The organism is Phenylobacterium sp. (assembly GCF_036501465.1).
Lineage (GTDB): Bacteria > Pseudomonadota > Alphaproteobacteria > Caulobacterales > Caulobacteraceae > Phenylobacterium.
In genome coordinates this window covers 19,131-45,333 of record NZ_DASYAF010000055.1, presented here as the reverse complement: position 1 = coordinate 45,333, position 26,203 = coordinate 19,131, and the positions used below count along the sequence as shown (strand labels likewise).

Genomic DNA, 26,203 nt, shown 5'->3' with positions numbered 1-26,203 from the left:
GGCCCTACCGCTCCTCGGCCGAACGAACCCAGGCCGTCGCAGCCTGGACCGACGCCTACAACCTCGATCGCCCACACTCCGGCATCGCAGGCCTCACACCCTGGCAGCGTGTGAACAACCTTCTTGGAAACGACAGCTAGGTCGCGGCCCCGCGCGCCGCCCCGTCCGTCATCGGGCCTCGTGGATGGGCAGTTTTAGCTCCAGGTTCGAGACCGCGATCGAGAACACCCCGTTGGAGGGGCGCAGGAAGGGTGCGTCCCGGCCCAGCAACTCGAGCTGAGCGAAGTGGCCGGGCGCGAAATGCCAGCCGTTCGCGGAGAGCTGGAAGGTCTGGCGACCGTTCGGCGCCTTCGGATCGATCCGGTAGGCGCCGCGCGCGACCAGCGTCTTGGTGTTGGTCACAGGATCGATGTCGACCAATCGCCCGGCAATGTAGGCGAACTCGCCGGTGACCTTCAGGTCGGCGGTCACCGTCGGCGATCCGAGCAGGGTGTAGCCCGATCCGGTGGGGGTCGGCAGCCGGTAGGTGGCGACGCCGCGCCCCTCGTCGGCCGCGGGCGCGGTCGTGCAGGACAGGCCCCCGGACACCGGGTCGAACGCCTTGGACACCTTGGGATCGCCGCCGGCGGACAGGATCGTCTGGGTCGGCTTGGCGCTGAAGCTGACAACGCCGGGGTGAAGGGCCGCCCAGGTCGCCGCGGTGTAGGGACCGCCGGACGGGGCGCTCTTCGGGCAGGTCTGGGTGAGCGCGGTCACGTCCGTCGCAGGCTGTGGCCCGGCCCCCTTGAGGTAGTAGGCCAGGAACGCGTGGATGCGGCCGCCCGCCAGCATCAGGTCGGCCGGCTTGCTCTGCGCGCGCTGGTGACCGATGTCGCCGAACAGCACCTCGACCGGCGCGGACGGGTAGAGCGAACGCAGCAGGTTGTAGTAGACCAGCACCTCGTCGGCCCAGAACACGTCGTCGGTGAAGCCGTTGACGAGGAACAGCGGCGCGGGCGCCCGCCGGGCCGTCCCGAAGGTTCCCGCCAAGAGGTCGTAGGACGAGTGGAATTGGGCGCCGGCCTTGAGCATGGCCCGGACCTGCGGCCGATCGTACGGCTCGCCGGCGGTGGCGAGCGCGAACTCCAGCATCATGTCGGGGTCGCCGCCGGGCGGCGCGTAGAAGGCGCCCTGCATGCCGACCGTGAACAGCCCTCGACCGATCGACATCTTCTGCACCCCCACCGGCGAGGCGCGGTTCGTCGCGGTGGTCTGGGTGTCCAGCCAATGCCCGTTCGGGGCCAGGGCCGTGTCGTCGCTCCAGCCGGCGAAGGGCGCGGCGGCGGCGATGTGAAGCGGCGTCCCCTTGGGGCTCGTCCAGGGGCTCAAGCTCCCATCGGCGTTCATCACCCGGTCGTTCAGGGTCGCCAGGGCGAGCGACGTGCCGGCGCCATAGGATTCGCCCTGGGCGCCGATGCGGCCCCCGTCGGCGATCCCCTCGTCGACCAGGAGCCCGGCCACGTACTGGGCGTCGCGGATCTCATAGCGGAAGTCGGCCCGGCGAACGTAGCCGTTCAGGCAGCCCGGCAGATCGAGCAGCCGCGAGTTGATGCTGCCGCAGGAGTCGCCCCAGCCGCGCGCCGCCAGCTGCACGACCGCGTAGCCCTCCTTCGCCCACTGGCGTGCGGTGGGGCCGCCATACTGCCCGTCGTCCGGCCCGGTCGGAGGGTCGCCCCAGCCGTGGCTCTGGATCACCAGGGGATAGTCGCCATCGGGTCCGGATGAGGGCGCCGGCGGCAGGGTGACGACCAGCGCCAGCGGCATGCCGTCGAAAGTCTTCAGGCGGAAGTCGTCTCCCTTTGGGCCTTTCCCGTCGCCATGGCAGACGCGCACGCCGTCCGCCTGCGCCACGCACGGGATCGGCTGGCCCTTCACCGTGAACCCGGCGAGCACCTCGCCGCGCGTCGCGGCCGCCGCCTGGCCCGCGCCCAACGTCAGCGACGCGCCCGCAAGCGCGACCGCCACCGATGCCCACCGGGCTGCTATCTTGATCATTTACGCCGTATCCCCCTGGCGCCACGCATCAGGCCCCAAGGTTCGCGAGCTTGTCTAGCCCGTCTTGTCCCAGACGATGTCCCAGGTCTCGCGCCGTTCGATGAAGCCGGTGACCTTGCCGCTTGCGTCATAGAGGAAGATCTTGCGGATGCGCGGATCGCCCTTGATGAAGAACACGTCGCGCGTCTCGGCATTCCATTCCGACGCCGGCCGGCCGGTCCGCTCGCCCATCAGCTTTCCGCCGACGACCTTCAGGGTGTAGGCCGGCTCGGAGTCCCGCAGCTTGTAGGTCCCGGCGAACTTCTGGAGGTCGCCCGCGGGCAGGGCGATCGACGGCGGGTCGGTCCGCTCGGCGATCACCTGACCCTCGATCTGCCGCCACCCGGCCGGGCGCTTCTTCCAGACCGTGTTGGTCAGATAGCTCGCGTGGATGGTCTGGCCGTAATAGCGCTCGACCTCATGCTGGCGGAACAGGGCGACGGCCGTGTCGCCGTCCTGGTGATAGGACAGAAGCTCGATCTTGATCTCGCCGCCGAGACCCTTGGGCAGGGGACGGACCTCCTTCACCATCTCGGCCTTGCCTTTGTAGGTCCCGTCCTCCTCGGCATAGATCACCGCGGGGTCGAGATAGCGCACCCACACCTGCGGCTTGCCGTCGGTGATCGCGTCGACGAGCTGCTGCTCGATGCCGGTGAGCAGGGTGCGATCGTCGGCGACGGCCGGCGTCGCCAGGGCCACAAGGGGGGCCATCAGGGCCGCAACCATGCAGATCGATTTCATCTGTCCTCCCGTCGCCGCGGGGCGTCCTAGGCGCCGATGAGGAGGCCCCAGTCCGCGGCGATGGATCAAGTCCACTCGTCGCACGGGCGGCGGGGTTGGTCGCAATGCGGGATTTCAGCGCCGATTTCGCCGGCGGGGCTGGCGGTGAGAGAGGGATTCGAACCCTCGTTACGGTTTCCCGTAAACACGCTTTCCAAGCGTGCGCCTTCAGCCACTCGGCCACCTCACCAGGCCCGCTCGGGGCGCGCCCCGTCGGAAGGCGCGTCATATACGAGAGGGGGACTAGCCGGGCAAGCGGCGCTTGGCCGCCTGCGCCAGCCGGGCCGGATCGAACAGCGAGAGCCCTTGGCGCGCGGCGAGTTCGGCTTCCAGCCGGGGCGAGGCCGCGAGCCAGGCGGCGATCTGCCGTTCGGCGTCGGGTCCATGGTCGTGCAGCACGGCCTGGATCGCCTCCAGCCGGCGGTCGGCGGCGCGCAGGCTGGCGCGCGGCGCGGCCAGGGCGGGGGCGGCGAAGCGTTCGTCGATCAGCCCCAGGCGGCTTCGGGCGCTGGCCACCATCAGCACCGCCGAGGCGTCGTCGCCGGCGCGGATGCGCTCCTGCCCGGCCTGCAGCGCGCGCCGCGCGTCGGCCATCAGCAGCGCCACCGTGAACGGCTCGCGCGCTTGGGCCGGGCAGGCTTCGGGACGGAGCGCGCGGACATAGGCCGCCAGGCCGTCGAGCACGGCCGGGGTCGGCTCCGGCCCGTCGAACTCCTCGGTGATGAGGCCGTGGATGAAGGGCTCCAGCTTCCGCTGGGCGAGATCCTGGTCAACCTTCAGCCTGGCCTTGGCCCCCGAAAGGTCGGGGATCGGCTTGGGATCGTCGATGCCGTTGTCGCGATGGGTCGAGAACAGCGAGTTGGTGACGTCGGCGGTACCCGGCGGGCCGGAGAGGCCCGGGAAGTGGAAGTCCGGGTTGGCGCGGCCGTCGCGGTGGCAGGTCTCGCAGTTGATCCCGGCGCGCGCCGCCTGGCCGCCCAGCAGGACCTGGGTGCGGAAGGCCGCGCGCCCGACCTCGATCCGGGCCGCCAGGGCCGGGTCGGCGGGGCGCTTCAGGCATTCCGTCGGGACCGAGCCCAGGGCGCGGGCCGGGTCGGCGCCGGGCGCCACCCACAACATGGCGCGCAGGGGCGCGTCGCCCAGCGCCGCGAGCGCGGTCGCGCCCGCGGTGAGGACCAGGCTCGCGAGGCCGAGGGCCGCTAGTGCTTCTGCGGGTCGCCGCCGGCGTCGATCCAACGGCGCAGCTCCTCAGCGTCGGCGCAGCCGAAGGCGCAGATCCTGTCCAGCTTGGCCAGCATGACCCGGGCGCCGGCGATGTCGCCCTTCGCCACCTTCAGCTCGCCATAGTACTCGGTGGCGCCGATGTGGTTGGGGGCGATGGCCAGCGCCTGCTGGTAGTAGGCCTCGGCGCGGGCGTAATCGCCCTTCTTGCGCCAGGTGTAGCCTTCGTAGGTCAGGATGTCCGGGTGCGGCCCGAAGGTCGCCTGGGCCTTGCCGAGCGCGGCCAGCGCCTCGTCGTAGCGCCGGTCGTTGATCAGGCCGACCGCCAGTTCGTAGGCCGCGTCGCCCGCCTTGGCCCCGCCGAACAGCAGCGAGCGGTCCAGCATGGCGCTGGGCTTGGGCGCGCCGGCCGCCGGGTTCATGGCCGCCTCGACCGTGCTGGTGAATTCCTTCAACCGCGCGGCGTCGGGGCAGCTATCGCCACAGGCCTGGGCCTTGGCCTTCAGCCAGTCGTCCTCCGCCTGGGCCTTCTTGTCCTTCAGGTTGGCGAGCGCCAGGCCCAGGCCGGCGTGCGCCGTGGCGTCGTCGGGGGCCAGCTTGACCATCTTCTCGTAGGCCCGGCGCGAGCCCTTCCAGTCATTGGCCCCGGCGGTGGCGACGCCCAGCACATGCCAGCCGTCCGGGTTCTTCGGCACGACGTCGGTCACGTGGCCCGCGGCGCGGGCGGCGTCCTTGTAGTTGTTGGCCTTCAGGGCCGCGATCGCCTTGGCGTATTCGATCGACGGATCGTAGCTCGGGCTGGAGGCGCTGGGCATGTTCCCACCGCCGCCCGCCGGCGTGCCGCCGCCGCCGCCCCCGCTCGCGAATGCGATGCCTCCGGCCAGCACCGTCAGGCTCGCGCCGACCACAGCGGCGCTCAACACGCGTTTCATGGACGCTTCTCCCTAACGAGGTTCGCCGAGAACACTGACACGGAATTGACCTAGCGTCACGCGCGGAAGCTTCCCTTTGCGGAACGTGCAAACCCAGGCGCGGATGACTATCTTGCGGACCTAGCGCCAGGAGGCCCCATGTTCGGACGCAAGACCCTCGAAATGCCCACGGACGCCGAGGCCCTGCCGGGCCGCGCCCATCCGATCCCCACCGCCACGACCCACTTCGTGAACGGCCATCCGCTGAAGGGCCCCTATCCGGAGGGCCTGGAGACCGCGGTCTTCGCCATGGGCTGTTTCTGGGGCGTGGAGCGGGTGTTCTGGCAGGTCCCTGGCGTCTGGACGACGGCGGTGGGCTATGTGAACGGGATCACCCCCAACCCGACCTACGAGGAGGTCTGCTCCGGCCGCACCGGCCATACCGAGGCGGTGCTGGTGGTCTATGACCCCAAGGTCGTCAGCTACAAGGACCTGCTGAAGGTGTTCTGGGAGAACCACGACCCGACCCAGGGCATGCGCCAGGGCAACGACGTCGGCACCCAGTACCGCTCGGGAATCTATCCGCAGAACGACGCCCAGGCGGCGGAGGCCGAGACCTCGAAGCTGGCCTACCAGGATGCGCTGGGCGCCAAGGGCTACGGCAGGATCACCACCGAGATCGCGCCGGCCGGCGCCTTCTACTTCGCCGAGGACTACCACCAGCAGTACCTGGCCAAGAACCCGGCCGGCTATTGCGGCATCGGCGGCACCGGCGTGGTCTGCCCGATCGGCGTGGGCGTCGAGGCTTAAGGGGCGTGACGCCAGCGCAGCTCGAGAAGGCGGCGCTGGCGCTGCCCGGCGCGGAGGTCTCCATCAAATGGGGCGCCGACCGCTGCTACACGGTGGGCGGCAAGATGTTCGCCGCCACCGACCCTTCGGGCGGCCATTTCTCCATGAAGATGACCGACATCGCCTATGAGGCCTTGACGCAGACCGGCCGCGCCCAGCCCGCGCCCTATGCCGCGCGGTTCAAGTGGGTGATGTTCGAGAACCTCTCGGCGCTGGATGAGGCCGAGGTGAAGGCGTGGCTGAAGACGGCCCACGGCCTGGTGGCCGAAAAGCTGACCAGGAAGCAGCGCGCCGAGCTCGGCTTGTGACCCGCGAGGAGATCGAGGCCTTCGCCATGGGCCTGCCCGCGGTGACCAAGGTCGTCCAGTGGGGCGGATCGGACGTCTACAAGGTGGGCGGCAAGGTGTTCGCCATCTGCGGCCTGTCGGGCGGGATCTCGTTCAAGGTGAGCCCCGTCGGCTTCGTGGTGCTGACCGAGGACGGCCCGGGCCGCCAGGCGCCCTATTGCGCCAAGGGCCACTGGGTGAACGTGGCGCTGGACGCCGCGCCCGACGATGACCTGCGCGACTGGCTGCGCACGGCGCACTCGCTGATCGCCGGCAAGCTGACCAGGAAGGCCCGCGCCGAGCTGGGCCTGGTCTAGGGCCGCCTCACCAGCCGCACTTCTGGCCGCGGTTCTGCTCGGTCAGCCAGGCGTTGAGCGGGGCGAAGTAGTCGGCGATGGCCGTGGCGTCGATGTCCTTCTCGCCGGTGAAGGCCTCCAGCGCTTCGGGCCACGGCCGCGACTGGCCCATGGCCAGCATCTTGCCGAACTTCGCGCCCACGGCCTTGTCGCCATAGACCGAGCAGCGGTTCAGCGGCCCCTTCCAGCCGGCCTGGCGGCAGGCGGCGCGGTAGAACTGGTATTCGTAGATCCGCGCCAGGAAGTAGCGGGCGTAGGGCACCGAAGTGGCGATGTGGTTCTTCGAGCCCGGGTCGAAGGCGTCGGCCGGCCGCGGCCCCGGCGGGACCAGGCCCTGGTACTGTTTCACCAGCGCCCACCAGGCGTCGTTGTAATGCTCCGGCGTCACCTGGCCGGAGAAGACTTCCCAGCGCCATTTGTCGACCAGCAGGCCGAAGGGCAGGAAGGCGATGCCGTCCATGGCCTGTTTCAGCAGATAAGGGATGTCCGCCTGCGGCCCGGGCACGGTGTCGATGAGGCCGAGCTGCTTCAGGTAGCCGGGGGTCAGGGCGTTCAGGCCCGCGAAGTCGCCGATCGCCTCGTGGAAGCCATCGTTGGCGCCGTTCTCGAACAGGAACGGCTGGCTCGAGTAGGCGCGCTGGTAGAGGTTGTGGCCGAGCTCGTGGTGGACGGTGAAGAAGTCGTCCGCATTGACGTGGATGCAGGCCTTCAGCCGGATGTCGTCCTTGTTGTCGATGTCCCAGGCCGAGGCGTGGCACTGCACCTCGCGGTCGCGCGGCCGGGTGATCATCGAGCGTTCCCAGAAGGTCTTGGGCCAGGGCGAAAAGCCCATGGAGACGTAGAAATTCTCCGCGGTCTTGACCATTTTCGCAGCGTCGTAGCCATGCGCCTCGAGCTGTTTGGTCAGGTCGTAGCCCATGCCGGGCGAGTTCGCCGGCGCCACCACGTCATAGATGTTGCCCCACTGCTGGCCCCACATGTTGCCCAGCAGGTCGGCGCGGATCGGGCCGGTCTTGGGCTGGACGGCGTCGCCGTACTTGGCGTTCAGCCGGGTGCGCACATAGCAGTGCAGGTTGACGTAGAACGGCTCGACCTGGCCCCACAGCTTGTCGGTCAGGGCGGCGAACTGGTCAGGGCTCATGTCGTAGCCCGCGCGCCAGAGCGCGCCGGTGTCCTTGTAGCCGATGCCGCGCGAGCCCTCGTTGGCGAGCGCGGTCAGCTTGACGTAGTCGGCCTTCATCAGCGGGGCGACCTCGCGCCACTTCTCCCAGATCTCCTTGGCCTTGGCCGGATCGCGGGTCTTGGCGAGTTCGTCCTCCAGGTCCTCCAGGTGCAGGGTCTTGCCGTCGATGGTCACCGTGCCGGTGGAATAGAGGCTGGCCAGGTGGGCCTCGATGTCGGCCATCTGCTGGGCCGCGCCGGGCCGGTCGGGCGCCGGCAGCACCAGGCCGTTCTTCAGCAGCATCAGCTTGCGGCGGGTGACGTCGTCGACCTGCACATGGTCGAAGCGGGCGGCCTGCTTGGCGTAGCGGGTCTGCATCGCCGTGGATTCGGCGTTGGCCTTGGCGGTCAGGAAGCCGGTGTCGACGGTGATGTCGGTCTCGTAGGCCCATTCGGCGTGGGCGCCGTAGACGCTCTCGTCGGCCAGGTCCTTCTCGGCCTTGGCGACGAAGGCCTTGGCCTCGGCGGCGGTGGGCGCGCCCTTTTTCGGAGCCGCCGGCGCGGCGAGCGCCGTGGCGCCGATCAGCGCGATGGCGGCGGCGGACAGGAACAGGCGCTTCATGGTGGCTCCCCGGATCGTTCGGCGCGCAATCGATCCGCGCGCGGCCGCCCCGTCAAGCGCGGCCAGCCGAACGGCGCCGATCAGGTGACCAGCGTCTCCTGGAAGCGGACCGGCTCGCCCGCGTGTGGCAGGACAACCTCGTCGTCGCGCATCACCACCCGGCCGCGGATGAGGGTGGCCATGGGCCAGCCCTTGACCTCCATGCCGTCGAAGGGCGTCCAGCCCACGCGGCTGGCCATCATGTCGTGGCGCAGGGTGCGCCGGGCCTTCAGGTCGACGATGGTGAGGTCGGCGTCATAGCCCTCGGCCATCCGGCCCTTGTCGGCCAGCTGGAAGAGCCGGTTGGCCCCGTGGCTGGTGAGGTCCACCAGGTGCTCCAGGCTGAGGCGGCCCTCGGCCACGTGGGTCAGCATCACGGGCAAGAGCGTCTGAACGCCGGGCATGCCGGAGGGCGAGGCCGGGTAGGGCCGGGCCTTTTCTTCGGAGGTGTGCGGCGCGTGGTCGGAGCCCAGCACGTCGGGGATGCCGTTGGCCAGCGCGGCCCAGAGCGCGGCGCGATGCTCGGCGGTGCGGATCGGCGGGTTCATCTGGGCGTAGCCCTTCAGCCGCTCATAGGCTTCGGGCCCCTCCAGGGTCAGGTGCTGCGGCGTGAACTCGACGCTGGCCACGTCCTTGTGGTCGGCCAGGAAGGCGACCTCCTGGGCGGTGGTCACGTGCAGCACATGGATGCGCTTGCCGAGCCGCTTGGCGATCCGCACCAGCCGCTCCGTCGACTGGATCGCCGTCTGGGCGTCGCGCACCTCGTAGTGGCTGGTCCAGTCGCCCTGCCGGGCCAGCGGGCGGCGATCGGCCAGGCGGTATTCGTCCTCGGAGTGGAAGGCCGCGCGCCGGTTCACGTGGCGCAGCACCTGCTCGATCCCCTCGTCGTCCTGCACCAGCAGGCTGCCGGTCGAGGCGCCCATGAACACCTTGATCCCGCAGCAGCCGGGCAGGCGCTCCAGCTCGCCCAGCCACGGGGCGTTGTTGTGCGTGCCGCCGACGTAGAAGGCGTGGTCGCAGTGCATTCGCCCCCTGGCGCGGGCGAGCTTGTCGGCCAACGCGTCGGGGTCGGTGGTGGTGGGCTCGGTGTTCGGCATCTCGAACACGGCGGTGACCCCGCCCAGAACGGCGGCGCGCGAGCCGGTCTCCAGGTCTTCCTTCCACTCCAGGCCGGGCTCGCGGAAATGGACCTGGGTGTCGATGACGCCGGGCATGACGGTCAGGCCCTTGGCGTCGAACACCTCCGCGGCCGAGGCCTGGGCGAGGTCGCCGATCTCGACGATCTTGCCGTCCTTCACGCCCACGTCGGCGGGGCCGCGGCCGGCGTGGTTGATCACCTCGCCGCCGCGGACGATCAGGTCATAGGTCTCAGGCATCGGTTTCCGTTTCGAAGCGGGTCGTGGTGGCGGCCAAGAGTTCCTCGGCAATGTCGCCCACGGTCTCGACCGGCAGGTCCATCATGTGACAGAGCGCCTGGCCGAAGCCTGGGTCAACGGCGCGGATCTGCTCATAGCTGCGCGGGCCGCGCGCCACCCGCACCGCCTCGCCCCAGGGGCCGTAGAGCCGTTCGTCGGACGGGCCGAAGACGCCCACGGTGGGCACGCCGGCCGCCGCGGCCAGGTGCATGGTCCCGGAGTCGTTGCCGATGAACAGCCGCGCCCGCTTCAGGCAGGCGAAGGCGGTGATCAGGTCGGTGTCCTCGGTCAGGTTGATGAACTGGTGGCGGGGCACCACGTCGCGCAGGCCCTTGGCGAGCTTGCCGTCCTCGGGCCCGCCCAGCACCATCAGCCGGCCGCCCTGCATCATCCCGCCGTCGTTCAGCAGGCGCATGGCGACCCGGCTGAAGCGTTCCAGCGGCCAGGTCTTGCCCAGCCAGTTGGCGGCGGGCGCGAGCGCCAGGATGGGGCCGTGGCCGGCGGTCAGCTCGTCGGCCCGGGCCTCGGTCTCCTCGGAGGTGAAGATGTAGGGCGCGGCCGGGTCGTCCTCGATCTTCAGCACCCGGGCCGCCTCGATCACCTTGTGGACCGGCGGGCCGGAACCCTTGCGCCAGATCGCCCGGCGCCGGGTGGAGACGAAGCGTGAGAGGCCCGAGCCGCGCAGGTCGACCACCAGGCCCCAGCGGGTCCGGCGCACCTCGCGCCAGAGGTCGAACCAGTGAGCGCGGTTCCTGGCCTTCTCCACGGTGATGATCCGGTCGAGGGTCGGGACCTCCTCGAACAGCGGCGCGGCCACCGGGCCGGCGGCGATGGTGAAACGGGCGTTGGGGATCTCGTCGGTCAGCCGCTTGAGCAGGCCCGAGGACAGCACCGCGTCGCCGATGCGGTTGGAAGTGATGAACAGGATCGGGAACGCGCCGCGCGACATCGATCCTCTATAGGACGCGTATGGCTGGCGCTCCAACGCCGGACGCCCCAAATTACGCGTGATGAGCCAGCCCCGGATCGAATCCATGACCTTTGCGTGGCTGAAGAGCCGCGCCCTGATCGCGATCGGCGGGCCGGACTGGCGCGACTTCCTGCAGGGGCTGATCACCCAGGACGTCGAGACCCTGGCGCCCGGCGAGGCGCGGTTCGGGGCCCTGCTGACCCCACAGGGACGGCTGCTCTACGACCTGTTCGTGGTCGCCCGCTCCAATTCGGCAGGAGCGGACGGCTGCTGGCTGGACGTGGCGGCCGAGCACCGGGCGGCGATGATCCAGCGGCTGGCCATGTATCGCCTGCGGGCCAAGGTGGAGATCGCCGCGGATGAGACGCCGGCGTCTGTCTTGTTTTCCGGGAGTCCCGGCGACGGCCGGGATCCGTATGGTGACTCAGCTTGGATTCCCGCCTTCGCGGGAATGAGCGGGTGGGTGAGAGACCCGCGACTGCCGGCCCTGGGCTGGCGGGGCTACGGGGTCGAGCCGCCGCCCGGCGCCGCCATCGCCGAGGAGTCGGTCCGCGATGCGGCCAAGCTGGGCCTCGGCGTGCCGGGGCCGGCGGACTGGGGATCGGACAAGGCCTATCCGATCGAGGCCAACTTCGACCTGCTGAACGGCATCGATTTCCGGAAGGGCTGTTTCGTCGGCCAGGAGACCACCTCGCGCATGAAGCGGCGGGGCCAGGTGAAGAGCCGCATGCTGCCGATCGTGTTTTCCGGACCGGCTCCCGAGCCCGGCGCCGAGGTGCTGGCGGGCGAACTGCGGGCCGGGGTGGTGACCTCGGTGGGCGCGGGCCGGGCCATGGCCCTGATGCGGCTGGACCGGGCGGAGGGCGCGGCGCTCTTGGTGGACGGCCGGGCGGTCACCCTGGAGCGCCCCGCCTGGTTCCTGGCGGCCCTGGGCCTGGAGGCCGCCTAGGCGCGCTGCGTCAGTTCGAAGCCTTCGACGCCCATCGAGCGATCTGCCGCTTGAACGGATCGGTCGGCTCGGAGAAGAGTGCGGCGCATGGCAGACACCCCGATCCGATGCGGCTGGCGCGGCATGGCCGGCGACCCGCTCTATGAGGCCTATCACGACACCGAATGGGGCGTGCCGGAGTACGACAGCCGCGCGCTGTGGGAAAAGCTGGTGCTGGACGGGTTCCAGGCGGGGCTGGCCTGGATCACCATCCTGAGGAAGCGCGAGGCGTTCCGCGCGGCCTTCGACAACTTCGATCCGGAGACGGTGGCCCGCTATGGCGCCGAGGACCGGGCGCGGCTGATGGCCGACGCCGGCATCATCCGCTCCAACGCCAAGATCGACGCGGCGATCGAGAGCGCGAAGATCTACCTGGCCATGCGCGACGCCGGCGAGGACTTCTCCGCGTTCTGCTGGGGCTTCGTTGACGGCAAGCCGATCCAGACCGGCTGTGGGGCGATCGCCGACGTGCCGGCCCAGACGCCGCTGGCGCTCGAGGTCTCCAAGGCGCTGAAGGCCAGGGGCTTCAAGTTCGTGGGCCCGGTGATCGTCTACGCCTGGATGCAGGCCGTCGGCATGGTCAACGACCACCTGACCTGCTGCTTCCGCCACGCGCCGGTGAAGGCGATGGGGCAGGGCCGATGAGGCCGCGCCTGATCGCCGCGCTGGCCGTCGCCGCCGGCCTCGCCGCCTGCCAGACCTCCGTCGGGCCGGTGCACATCGGCGAGATCAACCAGTTCAAGGCGCTGAAGCTGGCGCACGACGAACTGGTGCGCCGCCACATGGAGGCCTACGCCGACTGGCGCGCCCAGATCACCGACTACGACAAGGTCTGGGTGGTGACCTATTACCGCCCGGCCGGCCGCACCGACGGGCCGGCCCTGGTGCGGGTGAGCTTCAACAAGCACACCGAAAAGGTGGTCGCCGTGGACACCGCGGACTAGCTATGGGGCGGACTAGATTTGGGGCCGGACTAGCCATGGGGAATGAATAGCGTGGCCAGGGGCCCGACCTTCCTGCTCGAGAAAGCCTTCGTGGGCGGCCCGGTGTGCGGCGTGGACGAGGCCGGCCGCGGCCCCTGGGCGGGCCCGGTGAGCGCCGCGGCGGTGATCCTGAACCCGAAACGGATTCCCAAGGGCCTGGACGATTCCAAGAAGCTCAGCGCCAAGACCCGCGAGGCGCTGGAGGTGGAGATCAAGGGCAAGGCGCTCGCCTGGTGCGTGGCCTTCGCCAGCGTCGAGGAGATCGCCGCGCTCAACATCCTGCACGCCGCGGGCCTGGCCATGCGCCGGGCCGTGGAAGGGTTGTCGCTCGCGCCCGCCTTCGCCCTGGTGGACGGCAACTACCGCTTCGACCTGCCCTGCGAGGTGAAGACGGTGGTGGGCGGCGACGGCAAGTCGAAGTCGATCGCCGCGGCCTCGATCCTGGCCAAGGTCGCCCGCGACCGGCTGATGGTGGAGATGGACGGCCTCTATCCCGGCTACGGCTTCGCCAGCCACAAGGGCTATCACGCCGAGGTCCATGTGGAGGCGCTGCAGCGGCTGGGGCCGTGCGCGATCCATCGGACGGGATGGTCCCCGGTGAAGCTCGTGCTGGCGGGCGAGCCGCTGAAGCAGGCGGCGCTCGGCTTCGAGGATTGACCGGCTGAATCAATCTTGATCTGTCCCGGCGCCTGGCGCGCCATGGCGGCATGGACGAGCCCGAAATCCCCGCCGTGGCGAAGGCGCTGAGCCTGCAGGCCGGCATCTGCCGCAACATGGGCTCGCCGCTGAACGGCGAGCTGCTGGACCGGGCGGCGGCCGACTGGCTGGCCGGCGGACCGGTGAAGGCGCTGATGGCGCCGTGGGCGGACTCCAACCTACGGACACAGTTCGACGCGGCCGCGCCGCTGCGGCTGATCGGGTCCTGGCGCGAGCTGGCGCTCTCCGGCGACGACCCGGCGGTCTCTGTGGCCTATGACGCGCTGGACGCCGCGGCGATCTGGGCCGCGGTTCGCGTGGCCATGGTCGAGCATCGCCAGCGGCTGGCGCGGTTCATGGCGCACGAGCCGCAGACCAATGAGGTGCGCCGCTCCATCGCGCTCTTGGGCGGCTTCCTGGAGATCGCCAAGGCGACCGGCCTGCCGCTGCGCTGCTTCGAGATCGCCGCCAGCGCCGGGCTCAACCTTTCGTGGGACCGCTACCGCTACCGGATGGGCGACGTGACTTGGGGCGATCCGGCCGCCGCGGTCCGCATCGACACCGCCTGGGAGGGTGGATCCCCACCCGTGGAGGCGCGCGTGTCGGTGATCGAGCGCGCCGCCTGCGACCGTCGTCCCATTGACCTTCACGACCCGGATGAGCGACGCCGGCTTGTCTCCTACATCTGGGCCGACCAGACGGAGCGGCTGGTGCGGATCAACGCGGCCATCGACGTGGCGCTGGCCAACAAGGTCCATGTGGAAAGGGCCGACGCCATCGACTGGGTCCGCGCCAAGGTCGCGCCCAAGCCTGGGACAGCGAGCGTCCTGTACCACTCGGTCTTCTGGCAATACATGCCGGCTGAGAGCCGGGAAGCGCTCGCCGCCCTGATCGCCGAGATCGGCGCGCAGGCCACGCCGGATGCGCCCGTCGCCTGGCTGCGGATGGAGCCTCGCGGCGCCGCGCCCCTGATGGATGTGACCCTGACGCTCTGGCCCGGCGGCGAGGACCGGCTGCTGGCGAACGCCGGCGCGCACGCCGCCGAGGTGCGCTGGTTCGGCGCTAACCACTCGTAAAGTCTTCCAAAATCCCGGGTTAACCCGCGACGCTTAAGGTTACTCCGCCCGCAGAAGGCCGGGAGGGGACGACGTTGCACGAGAACAATCACTACGACCTGATCGTCATCGGGTCGGGTCCCGCCGGGCGCCGTGGCGCGATCCAGGCGGCCAAGCTCAACAAGCGCGTGCTGGTGATCGAACGCGGCCGCCGGGTCGGCGGGGTCTCGGTGCACACCGGCACCATCCCGTCCAAGACCCTGCGCGAGACCGTGCTGAACCTCTCGGGCTGGCGCGAGCGCGGCTTCTATGGCGCGGCCTATCGCGCCAAGAAGCATATCGGCGCCGAGGACCTGCGCCGGCGGCTGGACATCACCCTCAACCACGAGGTGGAGGTGCTCGAGCACCAGTTCGCCCGCAATGGCGTCGACACCATCGAGGGCGTGGCCCGTTTCACGGGCGCCCATTCGATCTCCGTGTTGGGCTCGGCCGGTATGTCCGACTACACCGCCGACAAGTTCCTGATCGCCGTCGGGACGCGCCCGTTCCGCCCGGCGCACATCGGTTTCGACGGCGAGCACATCGTCGATTCCGACGAGATCCTGGAGATCACCCGCATTCCGCGCCAGCTGGTGGTGGTGGGCGCGAGCGTGATCGGCGTGGAGTACGCCTCGATCTTCTCGGCCCTGGACGTGAAGGTCACCCTGATCGAGCCCAACAGCGTCCTGATGCCGTTCCTCGACCGCGAGCTGGCCGACGAATTCCTGCACGACCTGCGCGAACGCGGGGTGATCGTCCGCTTCGGGGCCAAGGTGGTGGCCGCCGACGTGGTCGGGTCGCAGCACTGTCACCTGAAGATGTCCGACGACCGCGAGCTGCACGCCGACATGGTGCTGTTCTCCGCCGGCCGCGAAGGCGCGACCGAGGGCCTGGACCTGGCCGCCTGCGGCCTGGAGACCGACGCCCGCGGCCGCCTGAGCGTCGACAAGGACAGCTTCCAAACCGCCCAGCCGCACATCTATGCGGCCGGCGACATCATCGGCTTCCCGAGCCTGGCCTCCACCTCGATGGAACAGGGCCGGATCGCCGCCTGCCACGCCTTCGGCGCGCCCACCCAGCATGCGCCGGAGTTCTTCCCCTATGGCATCTATTCGGTGCCGGAGATCTCCACCATCGGCATGAACGAGGAGCAGGCGCGCGAGCGCGGCATCCCCTACGAGTGCGGCGTGGCGCGGTTCCGCGAGACCTCGCGCGGCCACATCATGGGCATCTCGTCCGGCTTCATGAAGATGCTGTTCGCGCTTGAGACGCGCCGCCTGCTGGGCGTCCACATCGTGGGCGAAGGGGCGACCGAGCTGATCCACATCGGCCAGGCGGTGCTGAACCTGGAGGGCACGCTCGACTACTTCGTCGAGAACACCTTCAATTATCCGACGCTGGCCGAGGCCTACAAGGTCGCCGCCCTGGACGCCTGGAACCGCATGCCGCGGGTTCAGCCCAGCCGCGAGACCACCGTCAAGGCGCTGGAGCGGGCCAGGAAGGTCGTCGGCGGCTGACGCCGGCGGCGCAGCAGGGCGCCCGCCAGACCGCAACCTCCGATCAACTCGACCCAAGTCGAGGGCTCCGGCACGCCCGCCGGCGCGACGATCGGTGTGCTGCCGCCCGGCGGAGACAGACCCGGATCGCCCGTGATCGGCGGCGTTCCCGGATCGCCGGGATCGGTGGGCGTGGTGACGACCACCACGGGCGGGCCGTCCGGCGGGATAACCGTCGGCGGCGAGACGATCGGGTTTCCGTCGTCGGGCGGCGTCGGCGTCGTAGTGGGCGGGGTGACGATCACCGGCGGGTTCGGGCTGACGCCCGGCGTGCCCGGATCGATCGGATTGGTCGTGACCGGCGGCGTCACCGGCGTCGGCGGCGCGCCCGGATTGGAGATGAAGGGCCCGGTGACCAGGCTCGGCAGGCTGGTGAACGGCAGGTTCGGGAACGAGAAGGCCGCCGCCGTCGCGGGATTGGCGCCCAGCAGCGAGGTCGAGACCGGCATCGGGTCGGAGACGCTGAGCGGGCCGATGTCCTGCACGGCCTGCGGGACATTGCCGGCCAGCCCGGATTGCAGCGCAAGTTCGGTTGGCCCGGCTTCACGGAGCGCGCCATAGTTGACCGGCGCCGGCCGGGTCGTCGCCGCCGCGCTGGCCCGGCCGCGATGGCGGCCGCGGCGCGGGCCGCCGGATGCGCCGTCGGCCTGACCCAGGACCCGCAGGGCGTCGAGGCGCGCCCCGCGCGGGGGCTCGATCTGCAGCATGCTGGGCAGCAGCGCCAGGATCAGGGTCCAGAGCATCGTATAGGCCGCCAGGCGCCGGCGACGCCGCCGCTCCAGCGCGGCGTCGGCGGCGGAATCGGCCGAGGCGGTGGTCTCGTCTGACATGGTGGCGCCCGTTGCCCCCGACTCGCCTGTTCGCGTGTCGAGCGAGCGCAGCACCTATCTTGAATTGTAGCGCTACAACCTGTGGCGCCACGCCCCTGCGGCAATCCGAAGCTTGGCCATGGGGACCGGCTTAAGGTCTCGTTCACCAAGTCTGGCAACGGACCCTTCACCATAAGGGCCGCAGATTCTGACTCCGGGTTTCGAACCATCGGGTCAGACATGAGCGTATCGGCCGACACCATCCTGCAGGGCGACTGCCTGGCGGAGCTTCAGAAGCTCCCCGACCGTTCGGTCGACCTGGTGTTCGCCGACCCGCCCTACAACCTGCAGCTCGGCGGCGACCTGCTGCGGCCCGACAACTCCAAGGTCGATGCCGTCGACGACGACTGGGACCGTTTCGACAGCTTCGAGGCCTATGACGCCTTCACCAACGCCTGGCTCAAGGAATGCCGCCGGGTGCTGAAGGACGACGGCGCGCTGTGGGTGATCGGCAGCTACCACAACATCTTCCGGGTTGGCGCGACGCTGCAGGACCTGGGCTTCTGGATCCTGAACGACATCGTCTGGCGCAAGTCCAACCCGATGCCGAACTTCAAGGGCACGCGCTTCACCAATGCGCACGAGACCCTGATCTGGGCGGCCAAGTCGCGCGGCGGCAAGCGCTACACCTTCAACTACGACGCCATGAAGATGGCCAACGACGAGCTGCAGATGCGCTCCGACTGGAGCCTGCCGCTGTGTACCGGCGAGGAGCGGCTGAAGGACGCCGCCGGCCAGAAGGCGCACCCGACCCAGAAGCCCGAGGCCCTGCTGCACCGGGTGATCCTGGCCTCCACCCGGCCGGGCGACGTGATCCTCGATCCGTTCTTCGGCACCGGCACCACGGGCGCGGCCGCCCGGCGGCTGGGTCGCCGCTTCATCGGCATCGAACGCGAGAGCGACTATGTGGCGCTCGCCAAGGCGCGGATCGCCACCGTCACCCCGGTCGCGCCGGAGGACCTGGCGGTGATGGGCTCCAAGAAGACCGAGCCGCGCATCCCCTTCGGCCAGATCGTCGAGGCAGGGCTGCTGCGCGCCGGCGACGTGCTCTACGACGACAAGGGGCGCCATGCCGCGCGCGTGCGCGCCGACGGCAGCCTGGTGGCCGGCGACCTGACCGGCTCGATCCACAAGGTCGGCGCCATGGTGCAGAGCCAGCCGGCCTGCAACGGCTGGACCTACTGGCACTTCAAGACCGACAAGGGTCTGGCCCCGATCGACGTGCTGCGCGCCAAGGTCCGCCAGGGGATGGCGGCTTAGGCGCATCGGCATCCAAGCGTCCTCCTCCCCCTGTGGGAGGAGGGTCGCGAGCTGCCCGGTCCTAGCGCGAGCTCAGCACGAACTCGTTGCCCTCCGGGTCCTTGAAGACCGCGAAGGTTCCCCAGGGCTGCTTCTCCGGCGGGCCGCGGAACTCCACGCCGCGTTCGGACAGCTGGCGGTGGGTCTGCTCCACGTCGTCGCAGGCGAAGGAGCCGTTGAAGAAGGTTCCGACGCGGTCTTCGTGACCCTCCGGGGTGAACAGCACCAGGCCGGTCTGGCTGCCGCCGATCGCCAGCTCGATCCAGCGCTGGCCGCCCATGGGCTGGTCGGTGGTGACCCGAAAGCCCATCTTCTCGGTCCAGAACTTGAGCTGCAGCTCCTGGTCCCGGCAGGGCAGGCCCGCGAACTTCAGGTGGGTGATCATGCGGCGCTCCGTGGTTTTCGCGGAAGCTTTGCCGGATCGCGGAGCGGGGCGGCAATCCGTCCGATAATTGCTATAGTAACGATCATGACTCGCAAGATCGAACTCGATCCCTATGTGGTCGACATCCTGATGCGCGACCTGGTCGGCCATGACCACACGCCCTCGGCTTTCCTGGTCTATCTGTGGCTCTGGGCCCGCACCGACGGCGGGCGCCGGCGGTTCGCCGCCAGCCTGGCCGGCATCGCGCTGGAGACCGGACTGTCGAAATCGTCCGTACAGAACGCGGTGCGCCAGCTGACGAATCGGCGTCACCTGATCGACGTCACGCGCGACGGGCCCACGACGCCCCCGATCTACCAGGTCCTGAAACCCTGGGTCCGCGCGCCTGCGGCAGGTTGACGCGCGCGGGGACCTCGAACCGCTCGCTCGCGTTCTAACCGACGGAGTGAAGGAGGGTTCCGATGACCGCCAGCGTCTCACGTCTGATTCCAGCCCATCCTGCGGAGGTGTGGGAGACCCTGACGTCCCGCGACGCGATGAAGGAGTTCATGATGGGCGCCGAGGTCCGCACCGACTGGACCGTGGGCCACCCTATCACCCTGCGCCGCGAGGCGGACGGCAAGCCCTTCGTGGACCGCGGCGAAATCCGGTCCTTCGAGCCCCGCAAGCGGTTGAGCTACACCCATGAAAGCTCCGCCGCGCCGGGCAAGACCCATCTGGTGACCTTCGAGCTTTCCGACAGGGGCGCGGGCACCAGGGTCACCGTGACCCAGGCGCCGGCCGAGGGTGTCGACCCTGACGCCGACGCCAAGATGAAGGCCCAGTACGAGAAGACCTGGGCCGCCCTGCTGAAGGACCTCGAAAAGGCGGTGATGAACTAGAGCAGGTTCGACAGCCCGGCTCGCGCCGCCTTCAGGAAGACGCTGGGCAGGGCGTCGAGACCCCGCCGCGGCGTCCAGATCACGTCCTTCGCCTCGCCCTCCGCGCGATAGAGCTGCAGGGTGAGCGTGAAGTGGGTGAAGCCGTGCTCCACCTCGCCCACGCCGCGCCAGGCGGCCTTGACCTGGGCATGGGCCGGGGCGGCGGCCAGCGCCTCGGCTTCGCTCCAGCGCCCGGCCCGCCAGTCGCTGGTGGGGAGGCCCAGCATGCCGCCCAAAAGGCCGCTTGGCGGGCGGCGCACCAGGGCCACCTCCTCGCCCCGCGTCAGCACATAGGCCACGCCGTGCCGGTGCGGCCGCTCGGCCTTGGCGCTCTTGCGCGGGAAGGCCTCCGGCGCGCCGGTTCCCAGCCCCGCGCAGTGGGCGGCGATCGGACAGCGCTCGCAGAGCGGCGCCTTGGGCCTGCAGACCGTCGCGCCCAGGTCCATCAGCGCCTGGGCCCAGTCGCCGGGGCGGAGATCGCGGATCAGCTCGCCGGCCAGGCGCTTCAGCTCCGGCTTGGCCTCCGGCAGGGGCGCCTCGAGCGCGAACAGCCGGGCCATCACCCGCTCGACATTGCCGTCGACCACATTGGCCGGCCGGTCGAAGGCGATCGCCGCCACCGCCGCGGCGGTATAGGCGCCGAGCCCCGGCAGGGTCCGAAGGGCCTCTTCCGTGTCGGGGAAGACGCCGCCGTGGTCGCCGGCCACCGCCCGGGCGCAGGCCAGCAGGTTGCGCGCGCGGGCGTAGTAGCCGAGCCCCGCCCAGGCGGCCATCACCTCGCCGTCGTGCTCCGCCGCCAGGGCTGAGACCGTCGGCCAGCGGGCGGTGAACTTCAGGAAATAGGGGATGACGTGCGGCACGGTGGTCTGCTGCAGCATCACCTCGGACAGCCAGACCCGATAGGGATCGGGGCGCACCCCGGCGGCGTGGGCTTTCGGCCCCACGCGCCAGGGCAGGTCGCGGGCGTTGGCGTCGTACCAGGCCAGGAGTTGGGCGCGGAGAAGGTCGGGGTTCACGTTCGGTCCCTAACATTCCCGCCCATCCCCGCGAAGGCGGGGATCCAGGCTGAGGCGCCGCATGGATTCCCGCTTCCGCGGGAATGAGCGGAGGTTAGAGTGGCCCATGCCCCGCCGCCGCGACCTTCCCAGCCACGAAGAGGCGCTAGAGATCCTCGGCCGCAAGCGCACGCGCCCGCAGCGCCGTCCGCCGCCGCCGCTCAGCCGGGCGGTGAACCGCAGCCTCAAGCCGCTCGACGCCCGGTTCAGCCAGGGCGGCGGCGCGCTGGAGGCCCGCTGGCGCGAGGTGGTGGGCCCGGAGATCGCCAAGCGCACCGAGCCGGTGAAGCTGGTCCGCGGCCGCAACGGCGGGCCGTCCTCGCTGGAGATCCGCGTCGCCGGGCCGGCGGCGGCGATCATCCAGCACCAGGCGCACGAGATCCTGGCGCGGGTGAACATCTTCCTGGGGGCGGACGCGGTGCAGAAGCTGCGCATCGTCCAGGGGCCGCTGCAGAACAAGGCCGAACTCCCGGCCAGTCGCCCTCGTCGCCTGCCGCCGCTGGACGCCGCCGCCGAGGCGGGGCTGCAGCAGGACCTGGCCGCCGCCCCGGAGGGCAAGCTCAAGGCCGCCCTGCTCGCCCTGGGTCGCGGCGTCCTGCGCCAGGCGCGCACGCCCAAGGCCGGCAAGTTCGACGATTGACCCACAGGAGTCTGGCCCCTGGGGCGTTGCGCCGTCTTGGGCGCGGTGGGAATCGGTCTTAACTCGGCTCCCTCTGGGAGACTCCCTAGACGCATGGCCGAGCGCCGCATCATCGCCGTCCTTCTCGCCGCCGGGCTTTCGCTGAGCGGGGTCTCCGCCTGCGCGCCGCGCGCCCAGGACCCGGCCTCGGTGGCCCAGGCCGACGACATGAGCCTCGGCGATCCCAAGGCGAAGGTGCAGGTGGTGGAGTACGCCTCGGCGAGCTGCCCGCACTGCGCGCGCTGGGACATGGAGGTCTTTCCCGCCTTCAAGGCCAAGTATGTGGACACCGGCAAGGTCCGCTACACCCTGAAGGAGTTCCTGACCGAGCCGGAGGCCCTGGCGGCGGCGGGCTTCCTGCTCGCCCGCTGCGCCGGCAAGGACCGCTATTTCCCGGTGCTGGACGCGGTGTTCCGGGGCCAGGAGGAGATGGTCGCCACCAAGGATCCCAAGGGCGTGCTGCAGCGGATCGCGGCCAATCCGGGCGGCATGAGCGACGCGCAGATGGAAGCCTGCCTCAAGGACATGAACGCCGAAAAGGCCCTGGAGGCGCGGGTCGAGCGGCACGAGAAGGTGGACAAGGTCACGTCTACGCCCACTTTCATCATCAATGGGCGGCGCATCGAGGGCGAGATGACCTTGCCCGAACTGGACGCCGCCATCGCCAAGGCGGCGGGATAGGACGCCGATGCTGGACCGCCGCACCTTCACGATCGCCGCCACCGTCCTCGCCGGCGCGGGCGCCGCGATCGCCTCGGCCGCCCGGGCGGCCGCTCCGCCCGCCTCGCGGCCGGACGACATGAGCCTGGGCAATCCCAACGCCAGGGTGCAGGTGATCGAATACGCCTCCATGGCCTGCCCGCACTGTGGCCACTTCAACGAGACGGTGTTCGCCCCGTTCAAGGCCAAGTGGGTGGACACCGGCAAGGTCCGCTACACCCTGCGCGAGATGCTGACCGAGCCGGTCAATGTCGCGGCCGCCGGCTTCATGATCGCCCGCTGCGCCGGGCCGGATAAGTACTTCACCGTCGTCGACCAGGTGTTCCGCAGCCAGGCGCGCTGGACCCAGGGCGACATCAAGCCGATCTTCAAGGACATCGCCGCCGCCAACGGCGTCGACGAGGCGCACTTCAACGCCTGCCTTTCGGACGAGGCCGCGGCCCAGGCGGTCGCCGGCCGCGCCCAGCGCGCCGACGAACAGGATGACGTCCATTCCACCCCGACCATCTTCGTCAACGGCAAGCGGCTCGATCCCACGCCGACCACGCCGGCCGAGATGGACGCCGCCATCCAGGCGGCCCTGAAGGCGGGAGGCCGCTAGACCTCCCGTGCATTTCCAGCGGCTGCGCCTCTCGGGCTTCAAGTCCTTCGTCGATCCGACCGAGTTCCGGATAGAACCCGGCGTCACTGGCGTCGTGGGCCCGAACGGCTGCGGCAAGTCGAACCTGCTGGAGGCGCTGCGCTGGGTGATGGGGGCCAACTCCGCCAAGGCCATGCGGGCCGGCGGCATGGACGACGTGATCTTCGCCGGCGCCGCGGGCCGGCCCTCGCGCAACCACGCCGAGGTGGCGCTGACCATCGACAACGCCGACCGCCGCGCACCCGCCGCCTTCAACGACGCCCCGGTGCTGGAGGTGGTGCGCCGCATCGACAAGGGCGAGGGCTCGACCTACCGGATCAACGGCCGCGAAGTCCGCGCCCGCGACGTGCAGCTGCTGTTCGCCGACGCCTCGACCGGCTCCAACTCCCCCGCGCTGGTGCGCCAGGGCCAGATCAGCGAGCTGATCGCCGCCAAGCCGCAGAATCGCCGGATGATCCTGGAGGAGGCGGCCGGGGTCAGCGGCCTGCACTCGCGCCGCCATGAGGCGGAGCTGCGCCTGCGCGCCGCGGAGGCCAACCTGGCGCGGCTGGAGGATATGGCGCGCGAGCTGGAGTCGACGCTCGGGAGGCTGAAGCGCGAGGCGCGCCAGGCGGAGCGCTACAAGAAGCTGTCGGCCGAGATCCGCGCCCTGCAGGGCGCGGTGCTCTACGCCCGCTGGGCCGAGGCGGCGCAGTCCGCCGAGCGCCTGGCCGCCGAAGCCGCCGCCGCCGTCCGCGCGGTGGAGGAGACGGCCGCCGGCGCAGCGGCCGCCACGACCCGGGCCGCCGCCGCCGACGAGGCGATCAAGCCGCTCAGGGAGGCCGAGACCGTCGCCGCGGCCATCCTGCACAAGCTGGCCATCGACAAGGACCGGCTGGACCGCGAGCACGAGGCGCATGCCGCGGAGGTGGAGCGGCTGACCGGCGACACCGCCCGCATCGACGCCGACCGCGCGCGCGAGGAGCACATCGTCGAGGACGCGGCCGCCGCGCTCGCCCGGCTGGCGGAAGACGTGGCCGCGCTCGAGGCCGCCATCGCCGCCGCGCCGGAGCGGACGCCGGAGCTGGAGGCCGCCGCCAAGGCCGCCGAAGCCGCCCGCGCCGCCGCCGACGCCGAGGTCGAGGCGCTCGCCGCCCAGGCCGCGGCGGAAGAGGCGGTTCGCGCCGCCGCCGCCCACCGCGTGGAGGAGGCGCAGACCCGGCTGTCGCGCACGCGGCGCGCCCTCGACCAGGCCAAGGGCGAGCGCGCCGCGCTGGGCGAGGTCGCCAACCCCCAGGCCGCCCAGGCCAAGGCCGAGCTGGAGGCCGCCGAGGCCGCGCTCGCCGCCGCCCGCCTGGCCCTGGAGAAGGCCGAGGAGGAACGGGTCGCGGCGCAGGCCGCCGAGGCCGCCGCCCGCGAGGCGGCCCGCAAGCAGGACGAACAGCTCGGCCGGCTGACCGCCGAGGCCCGTGCGCTGGCGGCGCTGGTCGCCCAGGCCAAGCGCGGCGGCTTCGCCCCGGCGCTGGATTCCGTGTCGCCGGACCGCGGCTACGAGAAGGCCCTGGCCGCGGCGCTGGGCGACGACCTGGACGCCGCCCTCGATCGCTCGGCGCCGGCCTTCTGGGGTGGCCGGGACGCCGAGCCGCCGGCGTGGCCCAAGGGCGCGACCCCGCTGATCGGCCTGGTCAAGGCGCCCGCGGCCCTGGCCGCGCGCCTGGCCTTCACCGCCCTGGTCGACCGCGCCGAGGGCGATGCGCTGCAGGCTGCGCTCCAGCCCGGCTGCCGCCTGGTCTCCCGGGAAGGCGATCTCTGGCGCTGGGATGGCTTCACGGCGCGCGCCGAGGCGCCCAAGCCCGCCGCCGTGCGCCTGGAGCAGAGGACGCGCCTGGCCGAGGTCGAGCACGACATTGAGGCGCTGTCGCCCAAGGCCGAGGCCGCGCGCGCCGCCGCCAAGGACGCCGCCGGCGGCCTGGCCGCGCTCGAGGAGGCCCTGCGCGCCGCCCGCCGCGAGACCCCGGCCGCCGAGCAGAAGGCGCTGGCCGCCCGCGCCGCCCTGGAGCGCTTCGACCGCGAGGCGGCCCGCAAGGAGGCCCATGCCGCGTCGCTGGACGACGTGATCGCCCGCTTCGTGGCCGAGGTCGCCGAGCTGGAGCAGGCTTTCGAGGCAGCCCAGGCCGCCGCGGCCAGCGAGAGCGACAGCGAGGAGTTGGCCCAGCGCCTGGCCGCCGCCCGCGCCGCCGCCGGTCCAGCCCGGGACGCCGCCGCCGCAGCCCGCGCGGCCCTGGAGCTGGAGGTCCGTGAGAAGGGCGGCCGCGCACGGCGGCTGGAGTTGCTCGTCGCCGACCGCGAGGACTGGACCCGCCGCTCGGCCGCCGCCGCCAAGCGCCTGGATGTGCTGGCCGCCGCCCGGACGAAGACAGAAGCTGAACTCGCCAGAGCGCGGCAGGCGCCGGCGACGCTGGAGACCCGCCGCGCCGCCCTGCTGGACGAGCTGGCGGTGGCCGAGGCCCGCCGCGCCAAGTCGTCCGACGCGCTGGCCGGCGCCGAGCACGAACGCGCCGAGGCGGACCGCGCGCTGCGCGCCGCCGAAACCGCCGCCTCCGAGGCCCGCGAAGTCCGCGCCAGCCTGGCCGCCCACGCCGAGGCCGCGGCCAGCCGCCTGGCCGAGGTCTCCACCCAGATCCGCGAGACCGCCCGCATCGAGCCCGAGGCCCTGGCCCGCAAGCTGGCCGACGAGGCCGTCGCCATCCCCACCGACGCCGGCGGCGTCGAGGCCCACCTCTACAATCTGGAGCGCCAGCGCGACGGCATCGGCCCGGTGAACCTGCGCGCCGAGGAAGAGGCCGCCGAGCACGCCCAGCGGCTTTCGGTGATGCAGGCCGAGCGCAGCGACCTCACCGGCGCGATCGCGCGCCTGCGCCAGGGAATCGACGAGCTGAACGGCGAGGGCCGCGATCGCCTGGTCGCCGCCTTCGACGTGATCAACGACCACTTCAAGACCCTCTTCCAGGCCCTGTTCCAGGGCGGCCAGGCGGAGCTGCGGCTGGTGGACTCGGAGGACCCGCTGGAGGCCGGCCTGGAGATCTACGCCTGCCCGCCCGGCAAGCGGATGGCGACCATGAGCCTGATGAGCGGCGGCGAACAGGCGCTGACCGCCACGGCCCTGATCTTCGCGGTCTTCCTGGCCCAGCCGGCGCCGATCTGCGTGCTGGACGAGGTGGACGCGCCGCTCGACGACGCCAACGTCGACCGCTTCTGCAACATGCTGGACGAGATGCGCCGGCGCACCGAGACCCGCTTCATCGCCATCACCCACAACCCGGTGACCATGTCGCGGATGGACCGGCTGTTCGGGGTGACCATGGCCGAGCGCGGCGTGTCCCAGCTGGTCAGCGTCGACCTGCGCCAGGCGGAGGCCATGGCGGCCCAATAGGCCGCGGCCGGCGCGGGGCCGGACGCGGGCGGCGCCCCACCGACCGCCCCTTGTGCTGCAACCTCACAAAAGCCGTTAGAAAACAAGGTGATAAACGACATTCGCCCAGCCTTGACGCGCCGCAACACGGTCTATAGGTTCCGCGCGACCCGAAAGCCCCCGCCGTGGCGGCGACGTCATGGTC

27 protein-coding genes and 1 tRNA gene are annotated in these 26,203 nt (G+C 71.0%); 17 read left to right on the top strand and 11 right to left on the bottom strand.

Features of this window, described 5'->3' with window-relative positions; genetic code table 11:
* Positions 1-140: integrase core domain-containing protein (locus tag VGL85_RS05840; protein WP_331585989.1), on the top strand; the 140-nt coding region annotated here is incomplete at its 5' end.
* A 28-nt stretch (positions 141-168) separates the two neighbouring features.
* On the opposite strand, the gene VGL85_RS05835 is transcribed toward VGL85_RS05840, so the two are convergent.
* The 5 genes from VGL85_RS05835 to VGL85_RS05815 all read right to left on the bottom strand — a co-directional run bounded on the left by VGL85_RS05835 (position 169) and on the right by VGL85_RS05815 (position 5,006).
* Positions 169-2,004 (bottom strand): CocE/NonD family hydrolase, encoded by a 1,836-nt coding sequence (locus VGL85_RS05835; RefSeq protein ID WP_331586959.1) that lies wholly within the window; start codon positions 2,002-2,004, stop codon positions 169-171.
* 84 nt (positions 2,005-2,088) lie between these two features.
* Positions 2,089-2,814: a nuclear transport factor 2 family protein gene (locus tag VGL85_RS05830; RefSeq protein ID WP_331586957.1), complete on the bottom strand. Its 726-nt coding sequence runs from the start codon at positions 2,812-2,814 to the stop codon at positions 2,089-2,091.
* A gap of 139 nt (positions 2,815-2,953) precedes the next feature.
* Positions 2,954-3,043: transfer RNA gene (locus VGL85_RS05825), tRNA-Ser, on the bottom strand.
* Positions 3,044-3,096: 53 nt separating this feature from the next.
* Positions 3,097-4,089, bottom strand: coding sequence for a hypothetical protein (locus tag VGL85_RS05820; RefSeq protein ID WP_331586955.1), 993 nt, complete (start codon positions 4,087-4,089; stop codon positions 3,097-3,099).
* Positions 4,053-5,006 (bottom strand): tetratricopeptide repeat protein, encoded by a 954-nt coding sequence (locus VGL85_RS05815; protein WP_331586953.1) that lies wholly within the window; start codon positions 5,004-5,006, stop codon positions 4,053-4,055. Before VGL85_RS05815 ends, VGL85_RS05820 begins: the two co-directional genes overlap by 37 nt.
* 138 nt (positions 5,007-5,144) lie before the next feature.
* On the opposite strand from VGL85_RS05815, the gene msrA reads away from it, so the two are divergent.
* Genes msrA through VGL85_RS05800 form a run of 3 tightly spaced genes read left to right on the top strand, consistent with a single transcriptional unit; the run spans position 5,145 to position 6,477 of the window.
* On the top strand, positions 5,145-5,795 hold the full coding sequence (gene msrA / locus VGL85_RS05810) for a peptide-methionine (S)-S-oxide reductase MsrA (RefSeq protein WP_331586951.1): 651 nt from the start codon (positions 5,145-5,147) through the stop codon (positions 5,793-5,795).
* A gap of 5 nt (positions 5,796-5,800) precedes the next feature.
* A complete protein-coding gene (locus VGL85_RS05805) occupies positions 5,801-6,142 on the top strand; it encodes an MmcQ/YjbR family DNA-binding protein (RefSeq protein ID WP_331586949.1) in 342 nt (113 codons plus the stop codon).
* Positions 6,139-6,477, top strand: coding sequence for an MmcQ/YjbR family DNA-binding protein (locus VGL85_RS05800; RefSeq protein WP_331586947.1), 339 nt, complete (start codon positions 6,139-6,141; stop codon positions 6,475-6,477). The genes VGL85_RS05805 and VGL85_RS05800 overlap by 4 nt, the downstream gene beginning before the upstream one ends.
* Positions 6,478-6,484: 7 nt before the next feature.
* On the opposite strand, the gene VGL85_RS05795 is transcribed toward VGL85_RS05800, so the two are convergent.
* The 3 genes from VGL85_RS05795 to VGL85_RS05785 form a co-directional block, all read right to left on the bottom strand.
* Positions 6,485-8,299 carry a M2 family metallopeptidase gene (locus VGL85_RS05795; RefSeq protein WP_331586945.1) on the bottom strand — a complete coding sequence of 605 codons (1,815 nt, stop codon included), beginning with the start codon at positions 8,297-8,299 and terminating at the stop codon, positions 6,485-6,487.
* A gap of 80 nt (positions 8,300-8,379) precedes the next feature.
* Complete coding sequence (locus tag VGL85_RS05790) at positions 8,380-9,714, bottom strand: dihydroorotase (RefSeq protein WP_331586942.1); 1,335 nt, start codon at positions 9,712-9,714, stop codon at positions 8,380-8,382.
* Positions 9,707-10,702 carry a glycosyltransferase family 9 protein gene (locus tag VGL85_RS05785; protein ID WP_331586940.1) on the bottom strand — a complete coding sequence of 332 codons (996 nt, stop codon included), beginning with the start codon at positions 10,700-10,702 and terminating at the stop codon, positions 9,707-9,709. The genes VGL85_RS05790 and VGL85_RS05785 overlap by 8 nt, the downstream gene beginning before the upstream one ends.
* 61 nt (positions 10,703-10,763) lie before the next feature.
* Here VGL85_RS05785 and VGL85_RS05780 point away from each other — a divergent pair, with 61 nt between their 5' ends.
* From VGL85_RS05780 to sthA, 6 genes are all read left to right on the top strand, one after another.
* Positions 10,764-11,672: a folate-binding protein gene (locus VGL85_RS05780; protein WP_331586938.1), complete on the top strand. Its 909-nt coding sequence runs from the start codon at positions 10,764-10,766 to the stop codon at positions 11,670-11,672.
* Positions 11,673-11,759: 87 nt separating this feature from the next.
* Entirely contained in the window at positions 11,760-12,356 is a 597-nt protein-coding gene (locus VGL85_RS05775; RefSeq protein ID WP_331586936.1) for a DNA-3-methyladenine glycosylase I, read from the top strand.
* Entirely contained in the window at positions 12,353-12,655 is a 303-nt protein-coding gene (locus tag VGL85_RS05770) for a hypothetical protein (RefSeq protein ID WP_331586934.1), read from the top strand. The genes VGL85_RS05775 and VGL85_RS05770 overlap by 4 nt, the downstream gene beginning before the upstream one ends.
* A gap of 51 nt (positions 12,656-12,706) precedes the next feature.
* Positions 12,707-13,351, top strand: coding sequence for a ribonuclease HII (locus VGL85_RS05765; RefSeq protein WP_331586932.1), 645 nt, complete (start codon positions 12,707-12,709; stop codon positions 13,349-13,351).
* A 50-nt stretch (positions 13,352-13,401) separates the two neighbouring features.
* Positions 13,402-14,466: a DUF2332 domain-containing protein gene (locus VGL85_RS05760; protein WP_331586930.1), complete on the top strand. Its 1,065-nt coding sequence runs from the start codon at positions 13,402-13,404 to the stop codon at positions 14,464-14,466.
* A 74-nt stretch (positions 14,467-14,540) separates the two neighbouring features.
* Positions 14,541-16,001 (top strand): Si-specific NAD(P)(+) transhydrogenase, encoded by a 1,461-nt coding sequence (sthA, locus tag VGL85_RS05755; protein WP_331586928.1) that lies wholly within the window; start codon positions 14,541-14,543, stop codon positions 15,999-16,001.
* Here the strand turns inward: sthA and VGL85_RS05750 are convergent.
* Entirely contained in the window at positions 15,938-16,870 is a 933-nt protein-coding gene (locus VGL85_RS05750) for a PEP-CTERM sorting domain-containing protein (RefSeq protein ID WP_331586926.1), read from the bottom strand. The two genes, sthA and VGL85_RS05750, sit on opposite strands and share 64 nt — an antisense overlap.
* Before the next feature lie 219 nt (positions 16,871-17,089).
* On the opposite strand from VGL85_RS05750, the gene VGL85_RS05745 reads away from it, so the two are divergent.
* On the top strand, positions 17,090-18,169 hold the full coding sequence (locus VGL85_RS05745) for a site-specific DNA-methyltransferase (protein ID WP_331586924.1): 1,080 nt from the start codon (positions 17,090-17,092) through the stop codon (positions 18,167-18,169).
* 61 nt (positions 18,170-18,230) lie between these two features.
* On the opposite strand, the gene VGL85_RS05740 is transcribed toward VGL85_RS05745, so the two are convergent.
* Positions 18,231-18,593: a VOC family protein gene (locus VGL85_RS05740; RefSeq protein WP_331586922.1), complete on the bottom strand. Its 363-nt coding sequence runs from the start codon at positions 18,591-18,593 to the stop codon at positions 18,231-18,233.
* A gap of 84 nt (positions 18,594-18,677) precedes the next feature.
* Here VGL85_RS05740 and VGL85_RS05735 point away from each other — a divergent pair, with 84 nt between their 5' ends.
* Together VGL85_RS05735 and VGL85_RS05730 are read left to right on the top strand one after the other, a co-directional pair.
* Positions 18,678-18,992 (top strand): helix-turn-helix domain-containing protein, encoded by a 315-nt coding sequence (locus tag VGL85_RS05735; protein ID WP_331586920.1) that lies wholly within the window; start codon positions 18,678-18,680, stop codon positions 18,990-18,992.
* A gap of 62 nt (positions 18,993-19,054) precedes the next feature.
* Entirely contained in the window at positions 19,055-19,474 is a 420-nt protein-coding gene (locus VGL85_RS05730; RefSeq protein ID WP_331586918.1) for an SRPBCC domain-containing protein, read from the top strand.
* Here the strand turns inward: VGL85_RS05730 and mutY are convergent.
* On the bottom strand, positions 19,471-20,529 hold the full coding sequence (gene mutY / locus VGL85_RS05725; RefSeq protein ID WP_331586916.1) for an A/G-specific adenine glycosylase: 1,059 nt from the start codon (positions 20,527-20,529) through the stop codon (positions 19,471-19,473). The genes VGL85_RS05730 and mutY overlap by 4 nt on opposite strands.
* Before the next feature lie 106 nt (positions 20,530-20,635).
* Between mutY and VGL85_RS05720 the strand changes: the two genes are divergently transcribed.
* The 4 genes from VGL85_RS05720 (at position 20,636) to VGL85_RS05705 (ending at position 26,019) form a co-directional block, all read left to right on the top strand.
* Complete coding sequence (locus tag VGL85_RS05720) at positions 20,636-21,208, top strand: DUF721 domain-containing protein (RefSeq protein ID WP_331586914.1); 573 nt, start codon at positions 20,636-20,638, stop codon at positions 21,206-21,208.
* A 93-nt stretch (positions 21,209-21,301) separates the two neighbouring features.
* Positions 21,302-21,928, top strand: coding sequence for a DsbA family protein (locus VGL85_RS05715; RefSeq protein WP_331586912.1), 627 nt, complete (start codon positions 21,302-21,304; stop codon positions 21,926-21,928).
* A gap of 7 nt (positions 21,929-21,935) precedes the next feature.
* Positions 21,936-22,568 carry a DsbA family protein gene (locus VGL85_RS05710; protein WP_331586910.1) on the top strand — a complete coding sequence of 211 codons (633 nt, stop codon included), beginning with the start codon at positions 21,936-21,938 and terminating at the stop codon, positions 22,566-22,568.
* Between the two features lie 7 nt (positions 22,569-22,575).
* On the top strand, positions 22,576-26,019 hold the full coding sequence (locus tag VGL85_RS05705) for an AAA family ATPase (RefSeq protein ID WP_331586908.1): 3,444 nt from the start codon (positions 22,576-22,578) through the stop codon (positions 26,017-26,019).
* Positions 26,020-26,203 lie beyond the last annotated feature (184 nt).

Coding starts and splice junctions, on each gene's coding strand:
- VGL85_RS05830 (WP_331586957.1), bottom strand. CDS start 2,814: ATGAAATCGATCTGCATGGTTGCGGCCCTGATGGCCCCCCTTGTGGCC.
- VGL85_RS05815 (WP_331586953.1), bottom strand. CDS start 5,006: ATGAAACGCGTGTTGAGCGCCGCTGTGGTCGGCGCGAGCCTGACGGTG.
- msrA (WP_331586951.1), top strand. CDS start 5,145: ATGTTCGGACGCAAGACCCTCGAAATGCCCACGGACGCCGAGGCCCTG.
- VGL85_RS05795 (WP_331586945.1), bottom strand. CDS start 8,299: ATGAAGCGCCTGTTCCTGTCCGCCGCCGCCATCGCGCTGATCGGCGCC.
- VGL85_RS05790 (WP_331586942.1), bottom strand. CDS start 9,714: ATGCCTGAGACCTATGACCTGATCGTCCGCGGCGGCGAGGTGATCAAC.
- VGL85_RS05785 (WP_331586940.1), bottom strand. CDS start 10,702: ATGTCGCGCGGCGCGTTCCCGATCCTGTTCATCACTTCCAACCGCATC.
- VGL85_RS05780 (WP_331586938.1), top strand. CDS start 10,764: ATGAGCCAGCCCCGGATCGAATCCATGACCTTTGCGTGGCTGAAGAGC.
- VGL85_RS05775 (WP_331586936.1), top strand. CDS start 11,760: ATGGCAGACACCCCGATCCGATGCGGCTGGCGCGGCATGGCCGGCGAC.
- VGL85_RS05770 (WP_331586934.1), top strand. CDS start 12,353: ATGAGGCCGCGCCTGATCGCCGCGCTGGCCGTCGCCGCCGGCCTCGCC.
- VGL85_RS05760 (WP_331586930.1), top strand. CDS start 13,402: ATGGACGAGCCCGAAATCCCCGCCGTGGCGAAGGCGCTGAGCCTGCAG.
- VGL85_RS05750 (WP_331586926.1), bottom strand. CDS start 16,870: ATGTCAGACGAGACCACCGCCTCGGCCGATTCCGCCGCCGACGCCGCG.
- VGL85_RS05745 (WP_331586924.1), top strand. CDS start 17,090: ATGAGCGTATCGGCCGACACCATCCTGCAGGGCGACTGCCTGGCGGAG.
- VGL85_RS05740 (WP_331586922.1), bottom strand. CDS start 18,593: ATGATCACCCACCTGAAGTTCGCGGGCCTGCCCTGCCGGGACCAGGAG.
- VGL85_RS05735 (WP_331586920.1), top strand. CDS start 18,678: ATGACTCGCAAGATCGAACTCGATCCCTATGTGGTCGACATCCTGATG.
- VGL85_RS05730 (WP_331586918.1), top strand. CDS start 19,055: ATGACCGCCAGCGTCTCACGTCTGATTCCAGCCCATCCTGCGGAGGTG.
- VGL85_RS05720 (WP_331586914.1), top strand. CDS start 20,636: ATGCCCCGCCGCCGCGACCTTCCCAGCCACGAAGAGGCGCTAGAGATC.
- VGL85_RS05715 (WP_331586912.1), top strand. CDS start 21,302: ATGGCCGAGCGCCGCATCATCGCCGTCCTTCTCGCCGCCGGGCTTTCG.
- VGL85_RS05710 (WP_331586910.1), top strand. CDS start 21,936: ATGCTGGACCGCCGCACCTTCACGATCGCCGCCACCGTCCTCGCCGGC.